Source organism: Thalassotalea loyana (genome assembly GCF_030161435.1).
GTDB lineage: Bacteria > Pseudomonadota > Gammaproteobacteria > Enterobacterales > Alteromonadaceae > Thalassotalea_G > Thalassotalea_G loyana.
Genome location: NZ_BSSV01000008.1, coordinates 197939 through 219379 on the forward strand (window position 1 = coordinate 197939; position 21441 = coordinate 219379).

Genomic DNA, 21441 nt, shown 5'->3' on the forward strand with positions numbered 1-21441 from the left:
GATTCTAACGTGAATCTTGCTCGAAATAATAGTTAAGGGTTAAATTTGTTGATGACGTGTTTGGCGCAAATGGTTTACAGACAAAGTAACCCATCGCGGCAACCAATTCATCATCGTAATACAAGAAAGGAATTCGCTTTCGTTGCCAAGGCGCAATTTTCAGCTCCTGCAAAATTTTCTTCAATTCTTTAGAGTGGTTGCGATAATCAGGCAAGCATTTAGGGTTATTGTGCGTAAATCGCAACTCAACTTGTTGGCCGTCTTTAGGGGCTATAACTTGTACTTTTTCTGTGCAGTTTGTTGGCGTATCTTTAAACTCGATGCGCCCGATGTTGTCAGGGAGTTCAACAACCACATCAGCTATTTGTTCGGCAGCGAAAGTATATAACCAGTGACTTACATCACCAAATACGGGAGTAAAATATAATGCCTGTTGAAAACGACGAACCATGATGTCAGAGATGCGCACTTCTGGCGTTTTGTCACCTTGGGCAATCATCTGCACATTAATCTCATTTAATTGAGCTGAAGATGGGACAACGTCATAATCACGCTTTAAAACAAACCGTAGCAAATTATTACGACGTTCCAATGATAACGACATCAGCTTATCAATTGCCAAAGCACTATCGTGATTACAGGCGCTTTCTTGATCTTGTTGCGCTAACTCATCTAACAAGGCTTGGCTTTGCTGACAGTGCATCGCTGAGCGTGCAATGGTGTGAGTAATACTCTGCCAGCGCTCACTCAAAACAGGCATTATTTGGTGACGAATAAAGTTACGGTCAAACTGTTCATTAGTATTGGAATCATCGTCAATGTATTCAATGTCATTGGTGCTCGCATACTGCTCAATTTGCTCCCTACTAATCGCCAGTAAAGGCCGACATATTTCACGGTCAAAGAGACATGTTGATGATTTCATTGCACTTAAACCGGCAACACCCGCGCCACGCTTTAAAGCCAATAAGACAGTTTCAGCTTGATCATCTAAATGATGCCCGGTAAGAATGACAGAGTTTTCAGGTAATAAACGTTTAAATGCTTGATACCTAGCTTCTCTAGCAATTGCTTCAACACTTTGTTGAGCTGTTATTTTAAGCTCAACATTTGCCGTAACAAACCCAACATTTTGCACTTCAGCTTGCTGACGACAAAACACTTGCCAATCATCCGCAAAACGGCTCAAACCGTGGTGAATGTGGCAAGCAACTATTTCATTGGTAATATCGCCACGCTGTTTTAATTGGCTAATAGCATGGAGCAAAACCTGAGAATCCACGCCGCCACTATATGCGATAGCGATTGGCCTTTCTGGCATCAATTTAACCGTGGATAAAATGGCTTGCTCAATTAAATGCATAAAATGCTAACAAATGTTGTTGGATGAAGTACTTGGGTTGGAAATTTAACACGAAAACGGTGGGTTACACCATGCAATAGCGTGGATAATTTGCCTGTTATCAAATAAAAAAGCCAGCATCATGCTGGCTTTTCTACATTGAGTGATCCTAACAGTAACCGTAAGTCATTAGACGTTGGTAACGTTGTTCAATTAACTCTTCTTTTGAAAGGCCTTGAATATCAGCTAAGTCTTTCTTAATAGCTTGTTTTAAGATTGCTGCCATTTCGTCCATATCACGGTGAGCACCACCTAATGGTTCATCAACGATATTGTCAATTAATTCTAGCTCTTTGATACGAGGAGCTGTAATACCCATTGCTTCCGCGGCAGTTGATGCTTTTTCAGCTGTTTTCCAAAGAATCGACGCACAACCTTCCGGTGAAATTACCGAGTAAGTTGAGTAACGTAGCATGTTAACACGGTCACCAACACCAATCGCTAAAGCGCCACCAGAACCACCTTCACCAATAACGGTACAAACGATTGGCACCGTAAGGCGTGACATAACTTTTAAGTTCATTGCAATCGCTTCACTCTGGCCACGCTCTTCTGCACCAATACCAGGGTATGCGCCAGGTGTGTCGATAAACGTAATAATCGGCATATTGAAACGCTCAGCCATTTCCATTAAGCGCTTAGCTTTACGGTAACCTTCTGGGCGTGGCATACCAAAGTTACGTTTAACTTTTTCAGTAGTAGAACGACCCTTTTGTTGACCGATGACCATCACTGGTACACCGTCTAAGCGGGCGGTACCACCAACAATCGCCGCATCATCAGCATATGCTCTATCGCCAGCTAACTCATCGAACTCTTCAAAAATACGTGGAATATAGTCTAACGTGTATGGACGTTGTGGATGACGTGCAACACGCGCCGTTTGCCAAGGATCTAAATCAGAAAAAATCTTTTGAGTTTGTTCTTTGTTTTTTTCTTTTAATTGGCGAATTTGATCTTCTAAATCAAGATCTAAGTCTTGACCATTGTTTACCAATTGTAATTCTTCAATTTTTGCTTCTAGTTCGGCAATTGGTTGCTCAAAATCTAAAAAATTTAACGACATATTTGTATTCTAACCTGTTGTTAAGTCAACCGAATAATAGAGAGGTTAACTTACTGCTTAATTTATTTAAACTGTAAGGCGACGTTATCTTCGCCCAACAATAACTTTAATTCATGTAATAATTTATCAGCAGGGGTAACCCTCCACTGAACGCCCAATTCAAGTGTTGCCTGCGCTTCTTCTCGCAAGTAATTCACTTTAACCGGACAAGTACCGTCTTTATATTCAGACAATACCTGACTAAATTGTTCAAAAAAGTTGTCATTAACAACTTGTCGATCTAATGATAAATCAATGCTTTGAAGGTAATTTTCACGGGCATCGGTAATCGTCATTATATCGCGACCCGACATTGTAATACCACCCGAGTAATCATCAAAGCTGACCTGTCCGCTACACACCAAAATTGCATCTTTTACAAGGATATCTTGGAACTTATCAAAATCGTCTGGAAAGAGTCGTACATCGATGCGTGCACTCTTGTCGTCAAGGGTCACTAGTGCCCAACGACGACCACGTTTATTAACTAAAACACGCACACCGATAACCAAGCCTACAGCTGTAGCACTGGCGTCTCTGCCAGTTGGTTGCATTCCTACCAGCCTTGAGCTTGCATATCGCTTACTTTCTTTTAAATAACGATCGATAGGATGGCCAGTTAAGTAAAGACCCAACGTTTCTCGCTCACCATCAAGCCAAACCTCTTCTGGCCATGGCGTGACTTCTTTGAACGCTTGTCGCGTATCATCTGGCTCTTCATTGATAAGACCGAATAAATCATGTTGACCGATCGCTTGTGCTTTTGCGTGTTGATCTGCCGCTCTTATCGCTTCCGTTAAACTTTCGAATAGTGCAGCTCTGTGTGGACCACCATCTTTAGTTTTAGGGCCAAGTGCATCCATTGCGCCGGCTCGCACTAAACGTTCTAGTACTCGCTTGTTAGTTTTCTTTATATCAACACGGGCACAAAAATCGAATAAATCTACAAATGGACCACCTTCTTCTCGGGCTGCGATAATCGCATCAATTGGTCCCTCACCTACGCCTTTAATTGCACCGATACCATAAACAATTTCGTCGTTTTCATTCACGGTAAACTTGTATAGACCTGAATTTACATCAGGTGGTAATAACGTAAGCCCCATGTTCTTACATTCATCAACTAGGGTTACAATTTTGTCGGTGTTATCCATATCAGCAGACATAACTGCCGCCATAAATGGTGCAGGATGATGAGCTTTCATCCAAAGCGTTTGATATGAAACTAAGGCATAAGCAGCCGAGTGAGATTTGTTAAAACCATAACCTGCGAACTTTTCAACCAAGTCGAAGATTTTCATGGCGAGTTCGCCATCGATACCGTTTTCTACCGCACCTTGTTCGAAGCCCGCTCGTTGCTTAGCCATTTCTTCGGGCTTTTTCTTACCCATTGCTCGACGAAGCATATCAGCGCCACCGAGCGTATAACCAGCAAGTACCTGTGCAATCTGCATGACCTGCTCTTGATACAAGATAATACCGTAAGTAGGCTCTAGAATGGGCTGTAAAGATTCGTGCTGCCAGGTCGAATCTGGGTATGATATTTCTTCACGACCGTGCTTACGTTCGATAAAGTTATCTACCATGCCTGATTGCAGAGGACCTGGGCGGAATAAGGCTACCAGTGCGATAATATCTTCAAAACAGTCTGGCTGAAGCTTATCGATCAGGGATTTCATACCGCTTGATTCAAGCTGGAATACAGCGGTAGTTTCAGATGCTAATAACATCTTAAATGATTTTTTATCATCCAGTGGTATAGCGGCAATATTGATTGGCTCTTTACCTTCTTTGAGTAGCTTTTTATCAGCCATCTCAATTGCCCACTGTAAAATGGTTAAGGTACGTAAACCTAAGAAGTCAAACTTAACAAGACCTGCATCCTCAACGTCATTTTTATCAAATTGAGTAACAGGGTTTTTACCTTCTTCATCACAATAAAGCGGCGCAAAGTCGGTAATTGTGGTTGGTGATATAACAACACCACCGGCGTGTTTGCCGGCGTTACGTGTCGTACCTTCTAAGGTGCGACACATATCAATTAAGTCTCTAACATCCGAATCTTGTTCATAGACTTCTGGTAAACGAGGTTCCGCTTCAAATGCTTTAGCGAGGGTCATACCCGGATCTGGTGGAATAAGCTTTGAAATACGGTCAACAAAGCCATATGGGTGACCAAGTACACGGCCTACGTCACGTATTACCGCTTTAGCCGCCATGGTACCAAAGGTAATAATTTGCGATACCGCATCACGGCCATAAAGCTCGGCTGTATGGTCAATTACCTCATCACGTCTGTCCATACAGAAATCGACATCGAAATCAGGCATCGAGACACGCTCAGGGTTTAGAAATCGCTCGAAAAGTAGATCATATTCTAGCGGATCAAGGTCGGTAATTTTTTGCGCATAAGCGACTAAGGAACCAGCACCTGAACCACGACCTGGGCCAACCGGGATATTGTTGTCCTTACTCCACTGAATAAACTCCATTACGATAAGGAAGTAACCAGGGAACCCCATGTTATTAATTACGTCGAGCTCAACTTTTAAACGCTCATCATAAGGTTTACGTTTTTCTTCAAAGTCAGGTGCGTCTTTATCAAATAAAAACTCTAACCGTTCTTGCAGGCCTTCTTCTGATACTTTTACTAAGTAATCTTCAATTGAGAGACCTTCAGTAGGGAAATCAGGTAAAACGTACTCGCCAAGTGTCACCGTCACATTACAGCGTTTTGCAATTTCAACCGAGTTTTCTAATGCTTCTGGAATATCGCTAAAAAGTTCAACTATTTCCTCTTCTGAGCGTAAATATTGCTCAGGAGAATATTTTCTTGGTCGACGTTTGTCATCTAGCGTAAAACCGTCATGAATTGCGACACGAATTTCATGGGCGTCAAATAACTCAGGCGTTAAGAACATGACCTCATTGGTCGCCACCACAGGAATGTCATGTTGGCTCGCAAAATCAACGGCTAAATGAAGATAAGTTTCTTCATCGTCGCGACCCGTACGAATCAATTCAAGGTAATAGTTATTCGGAAAGTACTGTTGATAAAAGCTAAGCATCTCATTGGCTTGCTCCACGTTATTTTTCAATAACGCTTTACCTATGTCGCCTTCTTTTGCACCCGACAAAAGAATTAAGCCCTCAGCGTATTCAATGAGCCAATCACGATCAATAACCGCTTTATTTTGAATATGGCCTCTTAAATACCCTTTAGAAATAAGCTCGGTTAAGTTTTTATAGCCTTGATTGTTGTACGCAATGACGACCAAACGAGATAACTCATCTTCTAGCAAGTCACTTTTTACATAAAAATCAGTACCGATTATTGGCTTAATACCCGCGCCATGTGTTGCGTGGTAAAACTTAACAAGACCACAAAGGTTCATTTGATCGGTGAGCGCAATGGCTGGCATGTTCAAGTCAGCCGCTTTTGCGACAATTGGCTTAACTTTGTTTAAGCCATCACACATAGAGAAGTCACTATGCACACGCAAGTGAACAAACTTAGGTGGAGGTAACTGGACGTTTTCTTCTTCGATATGCTCAGACATTTATAATTCTTTTAGGTCTTGTCATTCACTAACAGTGTTGGCTTGGTTGGCAATTACATTCGCAACAGGTTTAAAACTTCTACGGTAATTGTCTAAGACACCAAGTTCAATGATTTTTTCTAAATGTGCTTTAGTTGGGTACCCTTTATGGCCAGCAAAACCATATTCAGGGTATTGTTCATCAAGCACGATCATATCATTATCACGCTCAACTTTAGCCAAGATTGAGGCAGCACTAATTTCAGCAACCCGCGCATCGCCTTTGACAACAGCCTGCGATGGAATACCAAGTTCAGGACAACGATTGCCATCAATAAGCACGTGGTCGGGTGTTACAGATAACCCTTGAACCGCTCTTTGCATCGCTAACATCGTTGCATGTAAAATGTTCAGCGTATCGATTTCCTCTGGCGTGCATCGACCAATAGCCCAAGCGGTTGCTTTTTCCTTGATCTCTTCAGCTAAGATTTGGCGTTTTTTCTCTGATAATTTCTTTGAATCCATTAACCCTTCGATAGGATTATCTGGATCTAAAATGACTGCAGCAGTTACCACATCGCCAACAAGTGGTCCACGCCCTACTTCGTCAACACCTGCAATACAGTAGGCTACAGGGTAGACGAAAGGTGGCAACTCAGCTTTTTTTTTACGAGGAGATTTGGTTTTAGTTGTCATGTTTTTTAAATATTAGCCATCATTAACGCAATTACAGCTTGTGCAGACTTTTCATCAGCATTTTGTTTTAGCTCATGGTGAATTTGTTCAAAGCGGCTCAGCAACGCTGTTTGGTCTTGAAATAAACGTTCTTCCAACGCACTCACAAGATCATCTACTTTGATATCATGCTGTAAGAATTCTGGCACAATTTCTTCATTGGCAAGCAAATTAGGTAACGACACCCACTTAAGCTTAACCATACGCTTTGCAATTTGCCACGTTAGCGCGTTTACCTTGTAGCACACAACCATAGGTCGTTTAACTAATGCCGCTTCTAACGTTACCGTACCGGACGCGATTAACAATACATCACTTGCCGCCATCACATCTTGTGTCTTACCAACAATAACATCAAGCTTAAGTTCAGGTGCAAGTTCCTGATGCAGCTTGTTAAACATATCCGCTTTATCCTGACTGATCATAGGCACGACAAAACGCATATTTGGATGCTTGTTCAATAACTTTTTCGCAGCCTCCAGATAAGGTTCAACTAATAGTTTCAACTCACCAGAACGACTACCAGGCATAAGCGCTACGAGATGCTGCTCAGGTAAAACGTTTAACCCCAATGACTGTCTTGCTTGAGACTTGTCGCTGTTCATGGGAATTTGTTCAGCCAACGTGTGACCAACGAAGGTACAAGGTACTTGGTACTTATCGTAAAACGCTTTTTCAAACGGTAATAAAGACAAGACCATATTCGTTGCTCGCTCTATTTTGAAAATACGTTTCTCTCGCCACGCCCAAACCGAAGGGCTGACATACTGAACCGTTTTAATGCCGTTAGCTTTAAGTTTTTCTTCAAGTGTTAAATTAAAGTCAGGTGCGTCGATACCAATAAAAACATCTGGCTTATTTTCGGTAAAATACTCAACTAATGATTTTCGTACGTGCAGCAAACGTCTAATTCGACCAAGTACTTCGATGATGCCCATCACCGCTAACTCTTCCATATCGAATAACGATTCAAAGCCAAGTGCGAGCATTTTTGGACCACCAATACCGACAAATTTTGCGTCTGGATAATGGTGCTTAAGTTGCGACATTAAACCTGCACCTAAGGTATCGCCAGAGTGCTCTCCAACAACAATCGCAAAGGTAGGTGCAGTATTTTGAGTTTTTTCAGGCATAGCGGCAATTAACGAATAATGCCGCGTGATGAGTTTTTAACAAATTCGGCAAACTCAGCAACTTGCTCAGTTTGTGCTGCAAGATCTTGCATTTTTTCAATCGCTTCATCAGCATGTAAGCCTTGGCGATAAAGTATTTTGTAGGCACGGCGTACGTTTAAGATAGTTTCTTTATCGAAACCACGACGCTTCAATCCTTCAGAATTTAAGCCAAACGGTGATGCACTGTTACCAGAAGCCATCACGTAAGGTGGGATATCCTTAAGTACTAATGACGTTGCACCAACAAAGGCATGGCTGCCAATTTTACAAAATTGATGAACACCCGACATACCGCCCAGTATCACCCAATCGCCAACCTGAACATGACCAGCGACAGACGCGTTGTTTGCCATAATACAATGGTTGCCAATAATGCAATCATGAGCAACATGGGTGTATGCCATAAATAAGTTGTTAGAGCCAATAGCCGTTAGACTATTGTCTTGCACAGTACCACGTTGAATCGTGGTACATTCACGAAAGATATTATTGTCACCAATCGTTAATCGCGTTGGTTCACCCGCATATTTCAAGTCTTGACACTCTTCACCAATACTTGCGAATTGGAAAATGCGGTTATTTTTACCGATTGTCGTTGGCCCTTTGATGACCACATGCGAGTTGATCTGACAATCATCACCAATTTCAACATCTGCACCGATATAGGTATAAGCGCCAATTGCAACGTTGTTACCTATTGTAGCGCCTTCGTCAATAATGGCCGTTTCGTGAATCAAATTATTTTGCATGGTTACTACAGCTCTCTTCTTGCACACATTAAATCTGCGCTACAAACAACTTTTCCATCAACTTTTGCTTCACCGTAATACTTCCACATGTTGCGGCGTTCTTTTACAAACTCTATATGTAAATCAATTGTGTCGCCTGGGTGCACTGGACGTTTAAACTTGGCGTTATCAATTGATGCAAAAAGGAACATTTCTGATTCACTTTTCGGGTTACCTTCAAGCTCACTAGTTTTAAAACCTAATACACCTGATGCTTGTGCCATTGCTTCTAAAATCATGACACCTGGGAAAATGGCGTAATCAGGGAAGTGCCCCGTAAATACCGGCTCATTGATTGAAACATTCTTAACGGCATGGATCCACTTACCAGGTTCCATATCAACAACTTTGTCAACCAATAACATAGGATAACGATGAGGGATTAATTGTTGGATTTCTTCAACAGTTAATTTAATTTGCTTGCGTTCCAAAGCTATTCCTTATCTTCTTGCGTTAAAGACTCAATTTGCTTAGTTAATGATTTAACCTGCTTTTGTAGCGCCTCTAAACGATTAATTCTTGCGTTTGTTTTGTGCCATTCTTTATTTGTTTGTGCTGGGATACCAGAAGAATAAACACCGGCTTTGGTTATACTTTTCGTCACCATCGCCATCCCCGTAAGCATAGTACCGTCTGCGATTTCAATGTGACCATTGATACCAGCCATGCCACCAAAGACACAGTTTTTACCAATGGTTGTACTGCCAGCGATAACAGAGCTACCTGCCATACAAGTATTTTGCCCAACAACAACGTTATGGGCAATTTGAATTTGGTTATCTAAAATCACACCATCTTCAATGATGGTGTCATCTAACGCTCCACGATCAATTGTCGTGCTTGCGCCTATTTCAACTCGGTCGCCAATAATGACACCACCAAGTTGAGGAATCTTTACCCAGTTACCGTTTTCATTGGCATAGCCAAAGCCATCACTACCAATCACGGTATTTGATTGCACTAAGCAATCTTTACCCATTTTTACACTATGATAAATGCTGACATTCGCCCATAGCTTGGTGTTATCACCAATCTGTGATGCTTTACCGACAAAACATCCTGCACCGATAACAACGTTCTTGCCTAGCACTACATCGTCTTCAATAACGGCATTAGCGCCTATAGCAACACCTTCTCCAAGGATTGCTGACTCACTAATAATAGCACTTTTGTGAACGTTCGTTGCTGGTAATGGCGTGGTATCAAGCATTTGCGCGACTCTCGCAAACCCGACATATGGGTTATCGAGTACGAGTGCGTTTGTTGGACAATCAGCAACAGCATCAGGCGATAGTATCACCGCGCTCGCTTTCGTTTGTGCTAATTGGCCTTTGTATTTTGCATTACTTAAAAAAGTAATTTGCCCTTCTCTAGCATTTGCTAAGGTCGCTAAAGAAGAAACGGAGCAACTGTCATTCCCATGAACAGTGGCTCCGATTTTTTCTGCTAGCTGGGCTAGCGTGAAAGATTCAATATCATTCATTACTGTAATTTACTAACTTGCTCTACAACTTTTGAAGTTAAATCAGCATCTGGTGCAGCAAATACAACAGCTTTTTGCTCAACAATAACGTCGAACTTTTCAGTCTCAGCAATGTTGTTTACTGCTTGACGAACTAACGCTAAGATTTTGTTAGTTTCTTCGTTTTGACGCATTTGGATTTTTTGTTGTAACGCTTTACCTTTAGTTTGGTAGTTTTGGAACAACTCAGCAATTTGCTTGTTTAAATCTTCTTTTTCTTTCTCACTCATTAATGCACCATCACGCTTTTGCTTTTCTTGATAGTACTTAATGTCTTTTTCAATTTGCGCAACTTCTGCAGTTTCATCTTTAAATTCAGCGTTTAATGCTTGAACCATTGCTGCAGACTGAGGTAACTGCTTCATGATTGATTGAACATTCACTACGCCTAGTTTTTGGTCTGCTGCAAACGCTGCATTTGATAATAATGCAGTTGATGCTACTGCTGCGATTGCAGCTGTTTTAAATAACTTTTTCAAATCTATCTCCTAAAAAATTTTTTCTTAGACTTTCTTATTAGAATGTTTGTCCAATATTGAAACTGAAGAAACTGGTATCGTCATCATCTTGTTCTTTTAACGCTTTAGCAAAACTAAAGACCATCGGTCCCATTGGTGAAATCCACTGAACCGATAAACCAGCTGATGCACGGAACGTATTTACGTCTGAGTAATCAACAATTTTTGCAAATTGATCCTGATCTAAATCGCTATAGTCGTCAATATTAAATTCAGTATCCCATACGTTACCCACATCAACAAATAAACTTGTACGAACGCTATTGCCGTATGATTCGTCGATAACAGGCACAGGGAAGATTAACTCAATGCCACCTAATGCTAATGCATTACCACCAACAGAGCGTCGTGATAAATCAATAACATCATGGTCTGGGCCTAAACAACAACCACCTGCACCACCTGATGGATCTGGGCTACCCGGAATTTGTTGTGGGTAACGGTAAATCGCACGAGGACCTACAGTGTTATTCTCGAAGCCACGTAATGTGTCATTACCACCCGCTCTGAAGTTTTCCCAGAATGGTAGTAACTGATCGTTGCCATTTACTTGGCTGTAACCATTACCATAACCTAACTCTAATCGCGTTAAGAATGACCATTTTTGGTTACGTGTTAGTGGGAAGTACCACTTGCCATCGAAGTTAACTTTAAAGTAGTTAACATCAGAATTTGGTGTTGTTATCTTACCTGATAACGCCATCGATGAACCCGCTGTTGGGAAAGTACCGCGGTTTAAGGTAACACGTGAGATCGATGATGATAAATCAAAGGTTTTGAACTTTAACTGAGCATCTGGGTTTGCTGGATCAGAGTAAATTTCATAAAACTTAGAAATTTGCTCGTAAGTCTCAAGCTGAGTAATACCATTACTCTTATATGCCACACCCCAGTTAATTCGAGTGTATTCATTAATTGGGTAACCTAACGTAGCACCAATACCGTATGTCTGGTTATTGTACTGAACAAGGTTAGCATTTCCAGCGTCGAATTCTTGATAGAAAATATTACCACCAAGCGATATACCATCAACGGTAAAATATGGATCGGTGTAAGAAATCGATGCTGATTGTGAATAAGTCACGGTATTAATATTGAAGCCTAAGCGGTTACCAGTACCCAAGAAGTTATTCTCTTGAATACCCGCATTCAAGCTAAGTTTGGTTGTTGAACCATAACCAATACCTGCAGTAAATGAACCAGAAGCTTGCTCTTTAACAGTAAAGTCAACGTCAACTAAGTCATCTTCGCCTGGTAACTGATTGGTTTCAAATTCAACAGTTTCAATATACGGCAAACGTGCAATACGCGCTTTAGATGCTTCGACATTTGAATTAGACAACCAAGCACCTTCAAATTGGCGCATCTCACGACGTAATACATCGTCAGCCGTCACATGGTTGCCTTCAAAGTTAACACGGTTAACGTAAATACGTTTACCAGGGTCAACAGATAAGGTTAATTTTACTGTTTTATCTTCGTCGTTGATATCAGGAATAACCGTTACTTTCGGATAAGCATAACCGAAACGACCGAGGAACTTACTGATACTTTCTTCTGTGTACGTAACAAGTGCACCATTGTACAACTCTTCTGTACGTAGCGGGTTAATCGCTTCGATGGTTTTTTCAAAGCCCGCCATGTCACCCATGTAATCAATTTCACTAATCGTGTATTGCTCACCTTCGGTCACATTTAAAGTGATATAAACACCTTGTTTATCAGGTGTCATTGATACTTGCGTCGAATCAACTTTAAATCGCAAGTAACCTTTATCTAAATAATGAGAGTTAATCGTCTCCATATCACCTTGTAGTGTTTGCTTTTGGTAGCGATCTTGCGCCATAAAGTTCCACCAAGGAGAGTCAAACGTTAACTCAATGTTCTCTAAAATCTCTTGATCAGAGAATTGCTCATTACCTACGATATTGATTTGCTCAATAGAGGCTGCGTCGCCTTCATCGAATATAAATTTAATCTTTACACGGTTACGTGGTAAATGCGTGACTTCAGCTTTTACATCGGCGTTGTATTTACCAACACTGTGATAGAAGTCTTCAAGACCTTTTTCAATACCAGAAATAACAGTGCTATCTAGTGTTTCACCCACACGAATATCACTGCTATCAAGGCTCTCCGTTAACTGCTCATCTTTTAAGTCTTTGTTACCTTCAAACTCAATTTCGCTAATTGTTTCACGCTCTTGAATTTTGAATATAAGACGAGTGCCATCGCGAAATACGGCGATGTTATTGAAGTGACCTGAACGATAAAGTGACTTAATTGATTGTGAAATACGAAATTCGTTTAACGTATCACCAACATTGAAAGGAATATGCGTTAATGCAGCACCAAGTGCAACACGTTGCAGTCCTTGCACGTCGATATCTGTAACAACAAATTCTTGTTCAGCTGCTGTCGCTGTAGTTCCTAATGTGCCTAATAATACGGCTAAGGCTATTTTTTTAATTGTCATACTCAGTTTTTCTACTTCTGTTTACAGCCGTGAGATGTCATTAACTATTGCGATGCTCATAAGTGCTAATAATATCAGCGCACCGAATCGAAAACCCATTTCTTGTATTTTTTCAGGTACAGGCTTTCCTGTTAAAAGTTCTATAAGGTAATAAAGTAAGTGGCCGCCATCAAGTACTGGAAGCGGTAAAAGGTTAATTATTCCTAAATTAATGCTAATTAACGCTAAAAAGCTTAAAAAATAAACGACCCCATACCCTGCACTTGAACCTGCGCCCTGCGCAATTGATATTGGTCCACTCAAATTATTTACCGATACATCACCGGTGATGAGCTTGCCTATCATATCGAAACTTAGCGTAATTAACTGCCATGTTTTACTTAATGCCTGTGGAATAGCATCAAGCGGTCCATAACTTAAGTCAATTAAGTAAGCTTTTGGATATGGTTCACTTTTAGGTGACACACCTAGGTAGCCCTGTTTTTTCCCGCTTACTGTTCTTGAGCCCAGCTTCACAGGTATTGTGATTTGTTCGACCATTGAACCTTGATTACGTTCAATCGTAAATAAAACTTCTTCATCGGCAAACTGTTTTATCGAGTTTGATAGCAATTGCCAATCATCGCCGATAGCTATCCCATTAAATGCAACAACCTTGTCACCCACTAACAGACCGCCTTTTTCTGCCGGTGAACCTTTCCCTACAGCAATAAGCTCGGGCGTCGTTTTAGTTTGATATGGTTTGATACCAAGACTCGATAGCGAAGATTCGTTTTCTGGCTGATAGTTCCATTGGCGCGTATCAAATACATAGGACTTTTGATACTGACTATCTGGAAGCTGCACTTTGAAGGCAATTTCATCACTACCAATTTGTCCTACAAGTGCCAAATTAACATCTTGCCAGTCCCTCGTTCTTTGGCCTGCGATTGAGACAATTTCTGAACGTTCAGGAATATCAGCTTGAGCGAAAATAGAATTCGGCTCTGCCGGGCCAACAATCGGTTTAACGCTCGGCACGCCAATTAAAAACATCAAGTAAAATGCGAATATAGCAAAGATAAAGTTTGCCATTGGTCCAGCGGCAACAACCGCTATTCGCTGGTAAACCGACTTGCTATTAAAGGTGACATCTTTATCTTCTGGTGCTACGTCGTCAACCCGCTCATCGAGCATTTTGACATAGCCACCTAATGGTATTAGCGCAACGACATATTCTGTGCCGTGTTTATCGACGGTTCGCCAAATCGGCTTACCAAAGCCAACAGAAAAGCGAAGTACCTTGATACCATTTTTTCTGGCTACCCAAAAATGACCGTACTCATGCACGGTAACTAAAATACCGAGAGCGATTACAAATGAGGCTAAATTCCAGAGAAAATCAAACATGGTCTACTGCATTGCTTTTAGAATAGTTATGGCAAATTGTCTTACGCGGCTATCTAAGTCAACCACTTCATCAATTGATGTTACTTGTTCTAAGACAAACTTTTTCACTGAAGTTTCATTTATTTTAAAAATATCAGTAAATTTTATTTCGTTATTTAAAAATGCTTCAACAGCTATTTCATTCGCAGCATTTAATGCCGTACAAGCTGCTTGGCCAGACTTACATGCGTCAATCGCTAACTTTAGATTTGGATAGCGATCAAAATCTGGGGCTTGGAAGTCAAAAGATGCCGTGGTGAAAAAGTCTAAATTATCGACTCCCGCATCAACACGTTCAGGGTAAGCTAACGCATGAGCAATCGGTGTTCGCATATCTGGATTCCCCATTTGTGCGAGAACACTACCATCTTTATATTGGACCATAGAATGAATCGTTGACTGCGGGTGCAATACAACTTGGATGTCATCAGCTTCAACATTAAATAGCCATTTAGCTTCGATAAACTCTAAGCCTTTATTCATCATAGTTGCAGAGTCAACCGAGATCTTTTTTCCCATATCCCAGTTTGGATGCTTGCATGCCTGTTCAGGTGTAATATCGCTAAACATGTCTAAAGGATAAGTTCTAAATGGACCACCCGACCCCGTAAGCAGAATTTTATTTACACCCTGAGATTTTAACTGGCAATCACCTACCTTTTCTTGCTCTGCCCACGGCAAGCATTGGAAAATGGCATTGTGCTCACTGTCAATTGGTAATAGCGTCGCGTTTGATGCCTTCAGCGCGTCAATAAAGATTTGCCCAGACGTTACCAACGCTTCTTTGTTAGCAAGTAATACACGCTTGTTCGCTTTGATTGCAGCATAAGTAGGCATTAATCCTGCTGCACCAACAATCGCTGCCATAACAGTATCAATCTCTTCATCACTGGCGACATCACAAAGCGCTTGTTCGCCAGATAGAACGTCAATTGAGATATTTTGGTCACTCAAGCGAGCCTGCAATTCTTCAGCATGAGGTTGAGATACCATGACAACTTTTTGCGGTTTAAAAGTAAGGCATTGCTCGAACATCACATCAACATTCGAGTTAGCGGCGATGCTTACAACTTGAAACCGCTCTGGATTACGTTGGATAACATCTAGCGTACTTACGCCGATAGAGCCTGTAGACCCTAGCACACAGATTTTACGCATGAGTTACCAACCAATAAAAATATAACAAAGAGCAAAAACAGGTGCAGTAGACGTTAAACTGTCGATGCGATCTAAAATCCCACCGTGTCCAGGTAGGATATTACCTGAATCTTTTACACCTGCTTGGCGCTTAAACATACTCTCGTTTAAGTCACCTAATACTGAAATTGTTGTGATAAGCATAGTCACTAAAAGCACTTGAGTGAATTGGGTTGAGTTCCAACCTAAAACATACCCTACTGCGATAACGAGTAAACAAGCACTAACGACACCACCAAAAAAGCCTTCTAGCGTTTTACCAGGGCTTACGTTTGGCATTAACTTGTGTTTACCAATCGACTTACCAACAAAATAAGCACCGATATCAGCACTCCATACGAGGCCAAATAAAAACATCATTAATTGTGCACCATGGTACGGGTCGGTTGCGTAATCAACACTGCGAATAATCATGAGCGCAAAGCCCGCTGGGACAAGTGTTAACCATCCAAAAATTCCACGAACACTGCGATGGCTTGACCAAAACGCGCTGCATTTAGGGTAAACAAAGGTGAGGAAAGCAGATAGAAGCCACCAGATTGACGCTAACCATAATACCAATTTAGCATCAGGGTGAATCGTCCCTTGAGCGGTCCAGAGTTGGTCGATCGGCATGAAATCAAACAGTAGGCCAAGCAATGCGACATTAGATAACGCAAACAATGCTCGTTTAACTTTAGACGTTATGCCCATTAACGGGCCCCATTCCCATGCCCCTAAGCCTATCAAGAGCAGGAGCAACCATGCAAAATTCTGCAATGACAAGTAAAAAATAGCTGCAATTGCACAAGGTGCTAATACTACTGCAGTTAAAACGCGTTTAATTAACAAGGGTTAATCCTTTTCTTATTATGTCTGTTTAACTTGATCACCGGTTTTACCGAATCGTCTCTCTCGCTGAGTAAACGCCTCTAACGCAAGGTTGAATTGGCTCTCATCGAAATCTGGCCACAATGTCTCGGTAAAATAGAACTCTGAATAAGCTGACTGCCATAGTAAAAAGTTACTAATACGGTAGTCACCACCGGTTCTTATCAGTAGATCAAGATCGGCAAACTCCGCCAACGATGTTTGTTGATCAAGAGTTTCCTCGGTAATATCATCTAGGCTCATTTCATTATTTTGAACCTTTTGTGCAAGTGATTTTGCCGCCTGAGTAATATCCCAACGACCACCGTAGTTTGCAGCTACGGACAATACCATGCCGGTATTTTCACACGTTAATTCTTCAGCTTTACTTATGTTTTTTTGTAGCTTTTCCGAAAAACGTGATTTATCGCCAATCACTTTGAAGCGAATATCATTTTTGTGCAAGCGCTTAACTTCTTTAGTTAAGACATACATAAAGAGATCCATTAATACGGATACTTCTTTTTCTGGACGTTGCCAGTTTTCACTACTAAATGCAAATAAGGTTAACGCTTTAACACCAAGTTTACGAGCAGTTGTTACTGTTGAGCGAACACTCTCAACACCTGCTTTATGGCCTGCGACTCTTTTGTTACCGCGCATTTGCGCCCAACGACCATTTCCATCCATGATAATAGCTACATGCTTGGGAATGATAAAACCTTGTTGTGTTGCGGCAGTATTTTCGCTCACGTTATCTCCTTCATACAAAAACGCCGTAGTTATTATCTACGGCGTAATTGAATAAGCAATGAAAACCTTAGATTTCCATTAACTCCGCTTCTTTTTCGGCTAAAATTGCATCAACCTGCTTAACAAATGTGTCAGTGATCTTTTGGATCTCATCTTCAGCTTGGTGCATTTCATCATCACTAATCTCTTTTTCTTTGTTTAGTGACTTAATGTCAGAGTTGGCGTCACGACGAATGTTACGAATCGCAACTTTACCATTTTCTGCTTCACCTTTAACAACACGAACAAGCTCTTTACGACGCTCTTCTGTTAATGGTGGTAAAGGAATACGAATTAACGTACCTTGAGATGCAGGGTTTAAGCCTAAATCAGACTTTAAGATTGCCTTCTCAACAGCACCGATAAGACCTTTGTCGAAAACAGTAACCGCTAGAGTACGTGCGTCTGGCACTGAAACGTTACCTACTTGATTAAGTGGAGTGTCAACACCGTAATACTCAACAGTTACGTTATCTAATAACGAAGGGTGAGCACGACCTGTACGTACTTTATTTAAGTTCACTTTTAGCGCGTCTACGCTTTTGCCCATACGTTCATGAGCGTCTTGTTTAATTTCGTCAATCACAATAAATATCCTTGGTAATTCACCTATACAAATATAGGTTATCTCACTTAATAATTGTTTTTAATTTAAATATTCTCTGAGTGATCGATAGTTGTACCTTCGTCTTCACCCATAATTACATTCTTTAATGCGCCAGGTTTGTTCATGTTGAAAACACGAATTGGCATAGAGTGGTCACGAGCTAGCGTAAATGCAGCTAAGTCCATAACCTTTAATTCTTTGTCTAACACTTCAGTGTAAGTTAAGTGTTGGTATAACTCGGCGTCTGGATTTTTTACTGGGTCATCAGAGTAGATACCATCAACTTTTGTCGCTTTTAATACCGCATCTGCTTCAATTTCAATACCACGTAAACACGCTGCAGAGTCTGTTGTGAAGAACGGGTTACCTGTACCAGCACTAAAAATAACGACGCGGCCAGACTTTAATAAGCTAATTGCTTCAGCCCAGTTGTAAGTATCACATACACCCGCTAAATCAATTGCCGACATTAAACGTGCGTTTACAAAAGCGCGATGAAGAGCATCACGCATAGCTAAACCGTTCATTACAGTTGCCAACATACCCATTTGGTCACCAACAACTCGGTTCATACCCGCATCAGCAAGACCAGCACCACGGAATAAGTTACCACCACCGATAACAAGTCCCACTTGAATACCCATTTCCACAAGTTCTTTAATCTCTTGTGCCATACGATCTAAGATCTTTGGATCAATACCAAAGCCTTCATCGCCCATTAAGGCTTCACCACTAAGTTTTAAAAGAATTCTACGATAAACAGGTTTTGGGTTGGTGCTCATATTTTTTTCCTATAGATGAAAGTTAGCCATTAAGGCCTAACTTAGGCCGCCGATATTCTACTCGTTTTTTTTAACTATCTAAAGGTTAATGTAAAAATAAGTGGTTGTTCGGTTTAAAAATAGCCGAAATCATCATTTTTTAAAGAAATATTTACTCAAATAATCCACTAAATATGCTGAACGACAAGTAATTTAGCCACTTGCTATCAATTCAGACAACTTTTATGAAAGCACCCAAGAATAAAGAAAACCTCGCTCTAACCAGTAATTATCTGACAATTAACTAAAAAATCTGTGGAACTATTATCCGGTGGTTTGTCAAAGAACTATTACAGTTAAAAACAACGCAAAAGGATTGATATGCGCACACTTATCGCTTTACTTTTTTGTCTTGCATTACCCACCCTTCCTGTTGAAGCAGCAAAATTTACGGAGGGTGATTATTATGTAACATTGGCAAGTGAGCCGTCGAAGAAAATGGAAATCACAGAATATTTCTCTTTTTACTGCCCGGCTTGCTTTAAACAAGAGCCATTCATGAACGAACTAAAAGCAAGTATGCCCGAGGGTGCTGTATTTAGAAAAAATCATGTTGACGGAATGCCGAAACGAGATATGTCGGTTGAACATAGTTTGACTAAAGCACTTGTGACAGCTCAACACCTAAAATCTGAGGATAAATTAGTACCTGCAATCTTCAATTACATTCACGTAAAAGGAGCAGATTTTAGTAATGACAATGACATTAGAAACTTGTTTTTACGAAATGGCGTAAGTGCAAAAGACTTCGATAAAGCTTTTGCAAGCTTCAGCGTAAATGTTAAAGCAAAACAAATGCAAAAAAACACTCAAGCTATTCGTGCACAAGGACATCGCGCGGTGCCAACATTAATTATCAATAACAAATATAAGCCGGTACTCGATAACATAAAATCATATGACGAATACAAGGAACTTGTGTTATTTTTGTTAAATAAGACTGCCTAACAGTAGGTATTTAGCCATTTATAAAACAAGGAGTTATCATGTCTAAAAGTTGGAAATGTCCAAAGTGTGACTGCACAGATTACGAAACCGATACTATTGCGACAACGGGCAGTGGCTGGTCAAAAATATTTGATATGCAAAATCGTAAATTTACTGCGGTTATTTGCTCAAACTGTACCTATACCGAGTTTTACCGTGGCAGTACGAGTACGTTAGGTAATGTGTTTGATTTATTCACAAATTAAATGAATTAGCTCCACGATTGTTTTGTCAACGTGGAGCCTTTCTAAGAAAATTAACCAAGGAAGTTAGGTGACAATCCCTGTTTTACAAACACCAAGATTAATACTTGAACCGTTGACTCATGACGATAGTCACGAGCTTTTTCGCATTTTTTCTGATCCATTGGTTATCGAGTATTACGATATTGATCAATTCAGTAGCCCAGAGCAAGCAACCCAGTTAATTGATTTTTTCAATAAAAGATATAAAGACAAAATAGGCATTCGTTGGTCAATTCGTATAAAGGAAACCTATGAATTTATTGGTACCTGTGGATTTAACGCCTGGAATGCCAAAATGAAAAATGCAGGTATTGGTTATGAGCTCGCCTCAAACCAGTGGGGCCAAGGTTACGCGACTGAGGCACTAACTGAAATTCTCGATAAGGGATTATCAGGTGAACTTCCACTTGGTGAATTGTATCGAGTACAAGCCGATACCATGCTTGGCAATCATGCTTCTCAGGCCGTCTTATTAAAGCTTGGTTTTAAAGAGGAAGGAACACGTAGAAGCGGTGGATTTTGGAAAGGCGCTTTCCATGATTTAAAGTGCTTTGGCTTAATCAAGCCTGAGTTCCATCAACGAACTTAGCTTGTCGATGAGTCATTTACCCAACAAAATCTCCTTGTCCAAGCGTTTATGGAACACAATTGCTTCTATTTTTTTAATCGGCTACGGTGGTTATGGCATCATTAACAATGACTTATACATACCCGGCAAAAGAAATGGTGGCATTCACCTAACAGATACGCCTGCGATCATGATGTACGGTGCGTTTATTTGTGGCGTGTTAGTTATGTTATCGACGATAATTGATCATTACGATGAACGCGATAACGAGCACAAATATAAACAGTTTGCCAAAATACTGAAGTTTTGTGGATGGAGTCTTTTTGGTTTTGCGCTGTTTTTTAACTTATTAGGTAGACATTCATAGAGCTAGTTGATGAAAAAGATTTACTCAAACGAGAATAACTTTCTCGTTCACAATGTTAAAAACATGGTTGAAGCCCAAGGCATCGAGGTATTTATTAAGAATGAGTTTGCTCAAGGTGCCGTGGGCGATATTTCTGCGTTTGATGCTTGGCCCGAACTCTGGGTAGTCGATGATGCTGACTTTGAAAGAGCAACAAATATTATCGAAGCTTCACAAAAAAATACCTATTCATCTGACTGGATCTGTAACAATTGCCAAGAGGTTAACGACGCCTCCTTTGATATTTGTTGGCAATGTCAGGAAGAAAATAACTAGATACA

At 40.7% G+C, this 21441-nt stretch carries 21 protein-coding genes; 5 read left to right on the plus strand and 16 right to left on the minus strand.

The genetic code is table 11. The features are described 5' to 3' along the window. Positions 1–4: 4 nt before the first annotated feature. From tilS to pyrH, 16 genes are all read right to left on the minus strand, one after another. Positions 5–1363, minus strand: a complete 1359-nt coding sequence (tilS, locus tag QQK05_RS16675) for a tRNA lysidine(34) synthetase TilS (protein ID WP_284300717.1) — start codon at positions 1361–1363, stop codon at positions 5–7. A 148-nt stretch (positions 1364–1511) separates the two neighbouring features. Next, positions 1512–2468: an acetyl-CoA carboxylase carboxyl transferase subunit alpha gene (gene accA / locus QQK05_RS16680; protein WP_284300719.1), complete on the minus strand. Its 957-nt coding sequence runs from the start codon at positions 2466–2468 to the stop codon at positions 1512–1514. Between the two features lie 62 nt (positions 2469–2530). Next, positions 2531–6067 (minus strand): DNA polymerase III subunit alpha, encoded by a 3537-nt coding sequence (dnaE, locus tag QQK05_RS16685; RefSeq protein WP_284300722.1) that lies wholly within the window; start codon positions 6065–6067, stop codon positions 2531–2533. A 21-nt stretch (positions 6068–6088) separates the two neighbouring features. Further along, positions 6089–6742, minus strand: a complete 654-nt coding sequence (rnhB, locus tag QQK05_RS16690) for a ribonuclease HII (protein ID WP_284300724.1) — start codon at positions 6740–6742, stop codon at positions 6089–6091. Between the two features lie 5 nt (positions 6743–6747). Beyond that, on the minus strand, positions 6748–7914 hold the full coding sequence (lpxB, locus tag QQK05_RS16695) for a lipid-A-disaccharide synthase (protein WP_284300726.1): 1167 nt from the start codon (positions 7912–7914) through the stop codon (positions 6748–6750). A gap of 8 nt (positions 7915–7922) precedes the next feature. Then, the gene (gene lpxA, locus QQK05_RS16700) at positions 7923–8705 is read right to left on the minus strand and encodes an acyl-ACP--UDP-N-acetylglucosamine O-acyltransferase (protein WP_284300729.1); all 783 of its coding nucleotides are present in this window, start codon (positions 8703–8705) and stop codon (positions 7923–7925) included. Positions 8706–8710: 5 nt separating this feature from the next. Continuing rightward, positions 8711–9175 (minus strand): 3-hydroxyacyl-ACP dehydratase FabZ, encoded by a 465-nt coding sequence (fabZ, locus tag QQK05_RS16705; RefSeq protein WP_284300731.1) that lies wholly within the window; start codon positions 9173–9175, stop codon positions 8711–8713. A gap of 2 nt (positions 9176–9177) precedes the next feature. Further along, on the minus strand, positions 9178–10227 hold the full coding sequence (gene lpxD, locus QQK05_RS16710) for a UDP-3-O-(3-hydroxymyristoyl)glucosamine N-acyltransferase (RefSeq protein ID WP_284300733.1): 1050 nt from the start codon (positions 10225–10227) through the stop codon (positions 9178–9180). Continuing rightward, positions 10227–10745, minus strand: a complete 519-nt coding sequence (locus tag QQK05_RS16715; protein WP_284300735.1) for an OmpH family outer membrane protein — start codon at positions 10743–10745, stop codon at positions 10227–10229. The genes lpxD and QQK05_RS16715 overlap by 1 nt, the downstream gene beginning before the upstream one ends. Positions 10746–10782: 37 nt before the next feature. Beyond that, a complete protein-coding gene (bamA, locus tag QQK05_RS16720; protein ID WP_284300737.1) occupies positions 10783–13260 on the minus strand; it encodes an outer membrane protein assembly factor BamA in 2478 nt (825 codons plus the stop codon). A 21-nt stretch (positions 13261–13281) separates the two neighbouring features. Beyond that, on the minus strand, positions 13282–14649 hold the full coding sequence (gene rseP / locus QQK05_RS16725; RefSeq protein WP_284300739.1) for a sigma E protease regulator RseP: 1368 nt from the start codon (positions 14647–14649) through the stop codon (positions 13282–13284). Between the two features lie 3 nt (positions 14650–14652). After that, the gene (ispC, locus tag QQK05_RS16730) at positions 14653–15846 is read right to left on the minus strand and encodes a 1-deoxy-D-xylulose-5-phosphate reductoisomerase (protein ID WP_284300741.1); all 1194 of its coding nucleotides are present in this window, start codon (positions 15844–15846) and stop codon (positions 14653–14655) included. A 3-nt stretch (positions 15847–15849) separates the two neighbouring features. Continuing rightward, entirely contained in the window at positions 15850–16716 is an 867-nt protein-coding gene (locus tag QQK05_RS16735; protein ID WP_284300743.1) for a phosphatidate cytidylyltransferase, read from the minus strand. An 18-nt stretch (positions 16717–16734) separates the two neighbouring features. Then, complete coding sequence (locus tag QQK05_RS16740) at positions 16735–17487, minus strand: isoprenyl transferase (protein WP_284300745.1); 753 nt, start codon at positions 17485–17487, stop codon at positions 16735–16737. A 67-nt stretch (positions 17488–17554) separates the two neighbouring features. Next, on the minus strand, positions 17555–18112 hold the full coding sequence (gene frr / locus QQK05_RS16745; RefSeq protein ID WP_284300747.1) for a ribosome recycling factor: 558 nt from the start codon (positions 18110–18112) through the stop codon (positions 17555–17557). A gap of 65 nt (positions 18113–18177) precedes the next feature. Next, positions 18178–18915 carry a UMP kinase gene (pyrH, locus tag QQK05_RS16750; protein WP_284300749.1) on the minus strand — a complete coding sequence of 246 codons (738 nt, stop codon included), beginning with the start codon at positions 18913–18915 and terminating at the stop codon, positions 18178–18180. Positions 18916–19275: 360 nt separating this feature from the next. Between pyrH and QQK05_RS16755 the strand changes: the two genes are divergently transcribed. The 5 genes from QQK05_RS16755 to QQK05_RS16775 all read left to right on the plus strand — a co-directional run bounded on the left by QQK05_RS16755 (position 19276) and on the right by QQK05_RS16775 (position 21436). Then, positions 19276–19902: a thiol:disulfide interchange protein DsbA/DsbL gene (locus tag QQK05_RS16755; RefSeq protein ID WP_284300751.1), complete on the plus strand. Its 627-nt coding sequence runs from the start codon at positions 19276–19278 to the stop codon at positions 19900–19902. 38 nt (positions 19903–19940) lie between these two features. Continuing rightward, entirely contained in the window at positions 19941–20147 is a 207-nt protein-coding gene (locus QQK05_RS16760) for a zinc ribbon domain-containing protein (RefSeq protein WP_284300753.1), read from the plus strand. A gap of 67 nt (positions 20148–20214) precedes the next feature. Next, positions 20215–20775, plus strand: a complete 561-nt coding sequence (locus QQK05_RS16765) for a GNAT family N-acetyltransferase (RefSeq protein ID WP_284300755.1) — start codon at positions 20215–20217, stop codon at positions 20773–20775. A gap of 7 nt (positions 20776–20782) precedes the next feature. Then, positions 20783–21121, plus strand: a complete 339-nt coding sequence (locus tag QQK05_RS16770) for a hypothetical protein (RefSeq protein WP_284300757.1) — start codon at positions 20783–20785, stop codon at positions 21119–21121. A 9-nt stretch (positions 21122–21130) separates the two neighbouring features. Continuing rightward, a complete protein-coding gene (locus QQK05_RS16775) occupies positions 21131–21436 on the plus strand; it encodes a putative signal transducing protein (protein ID WP_284300759.1) in 306 nt (101 codons plus the stop codon). The last annotated feature ends 5 nt before the right edge of the window (positions 21437–21441 follow it).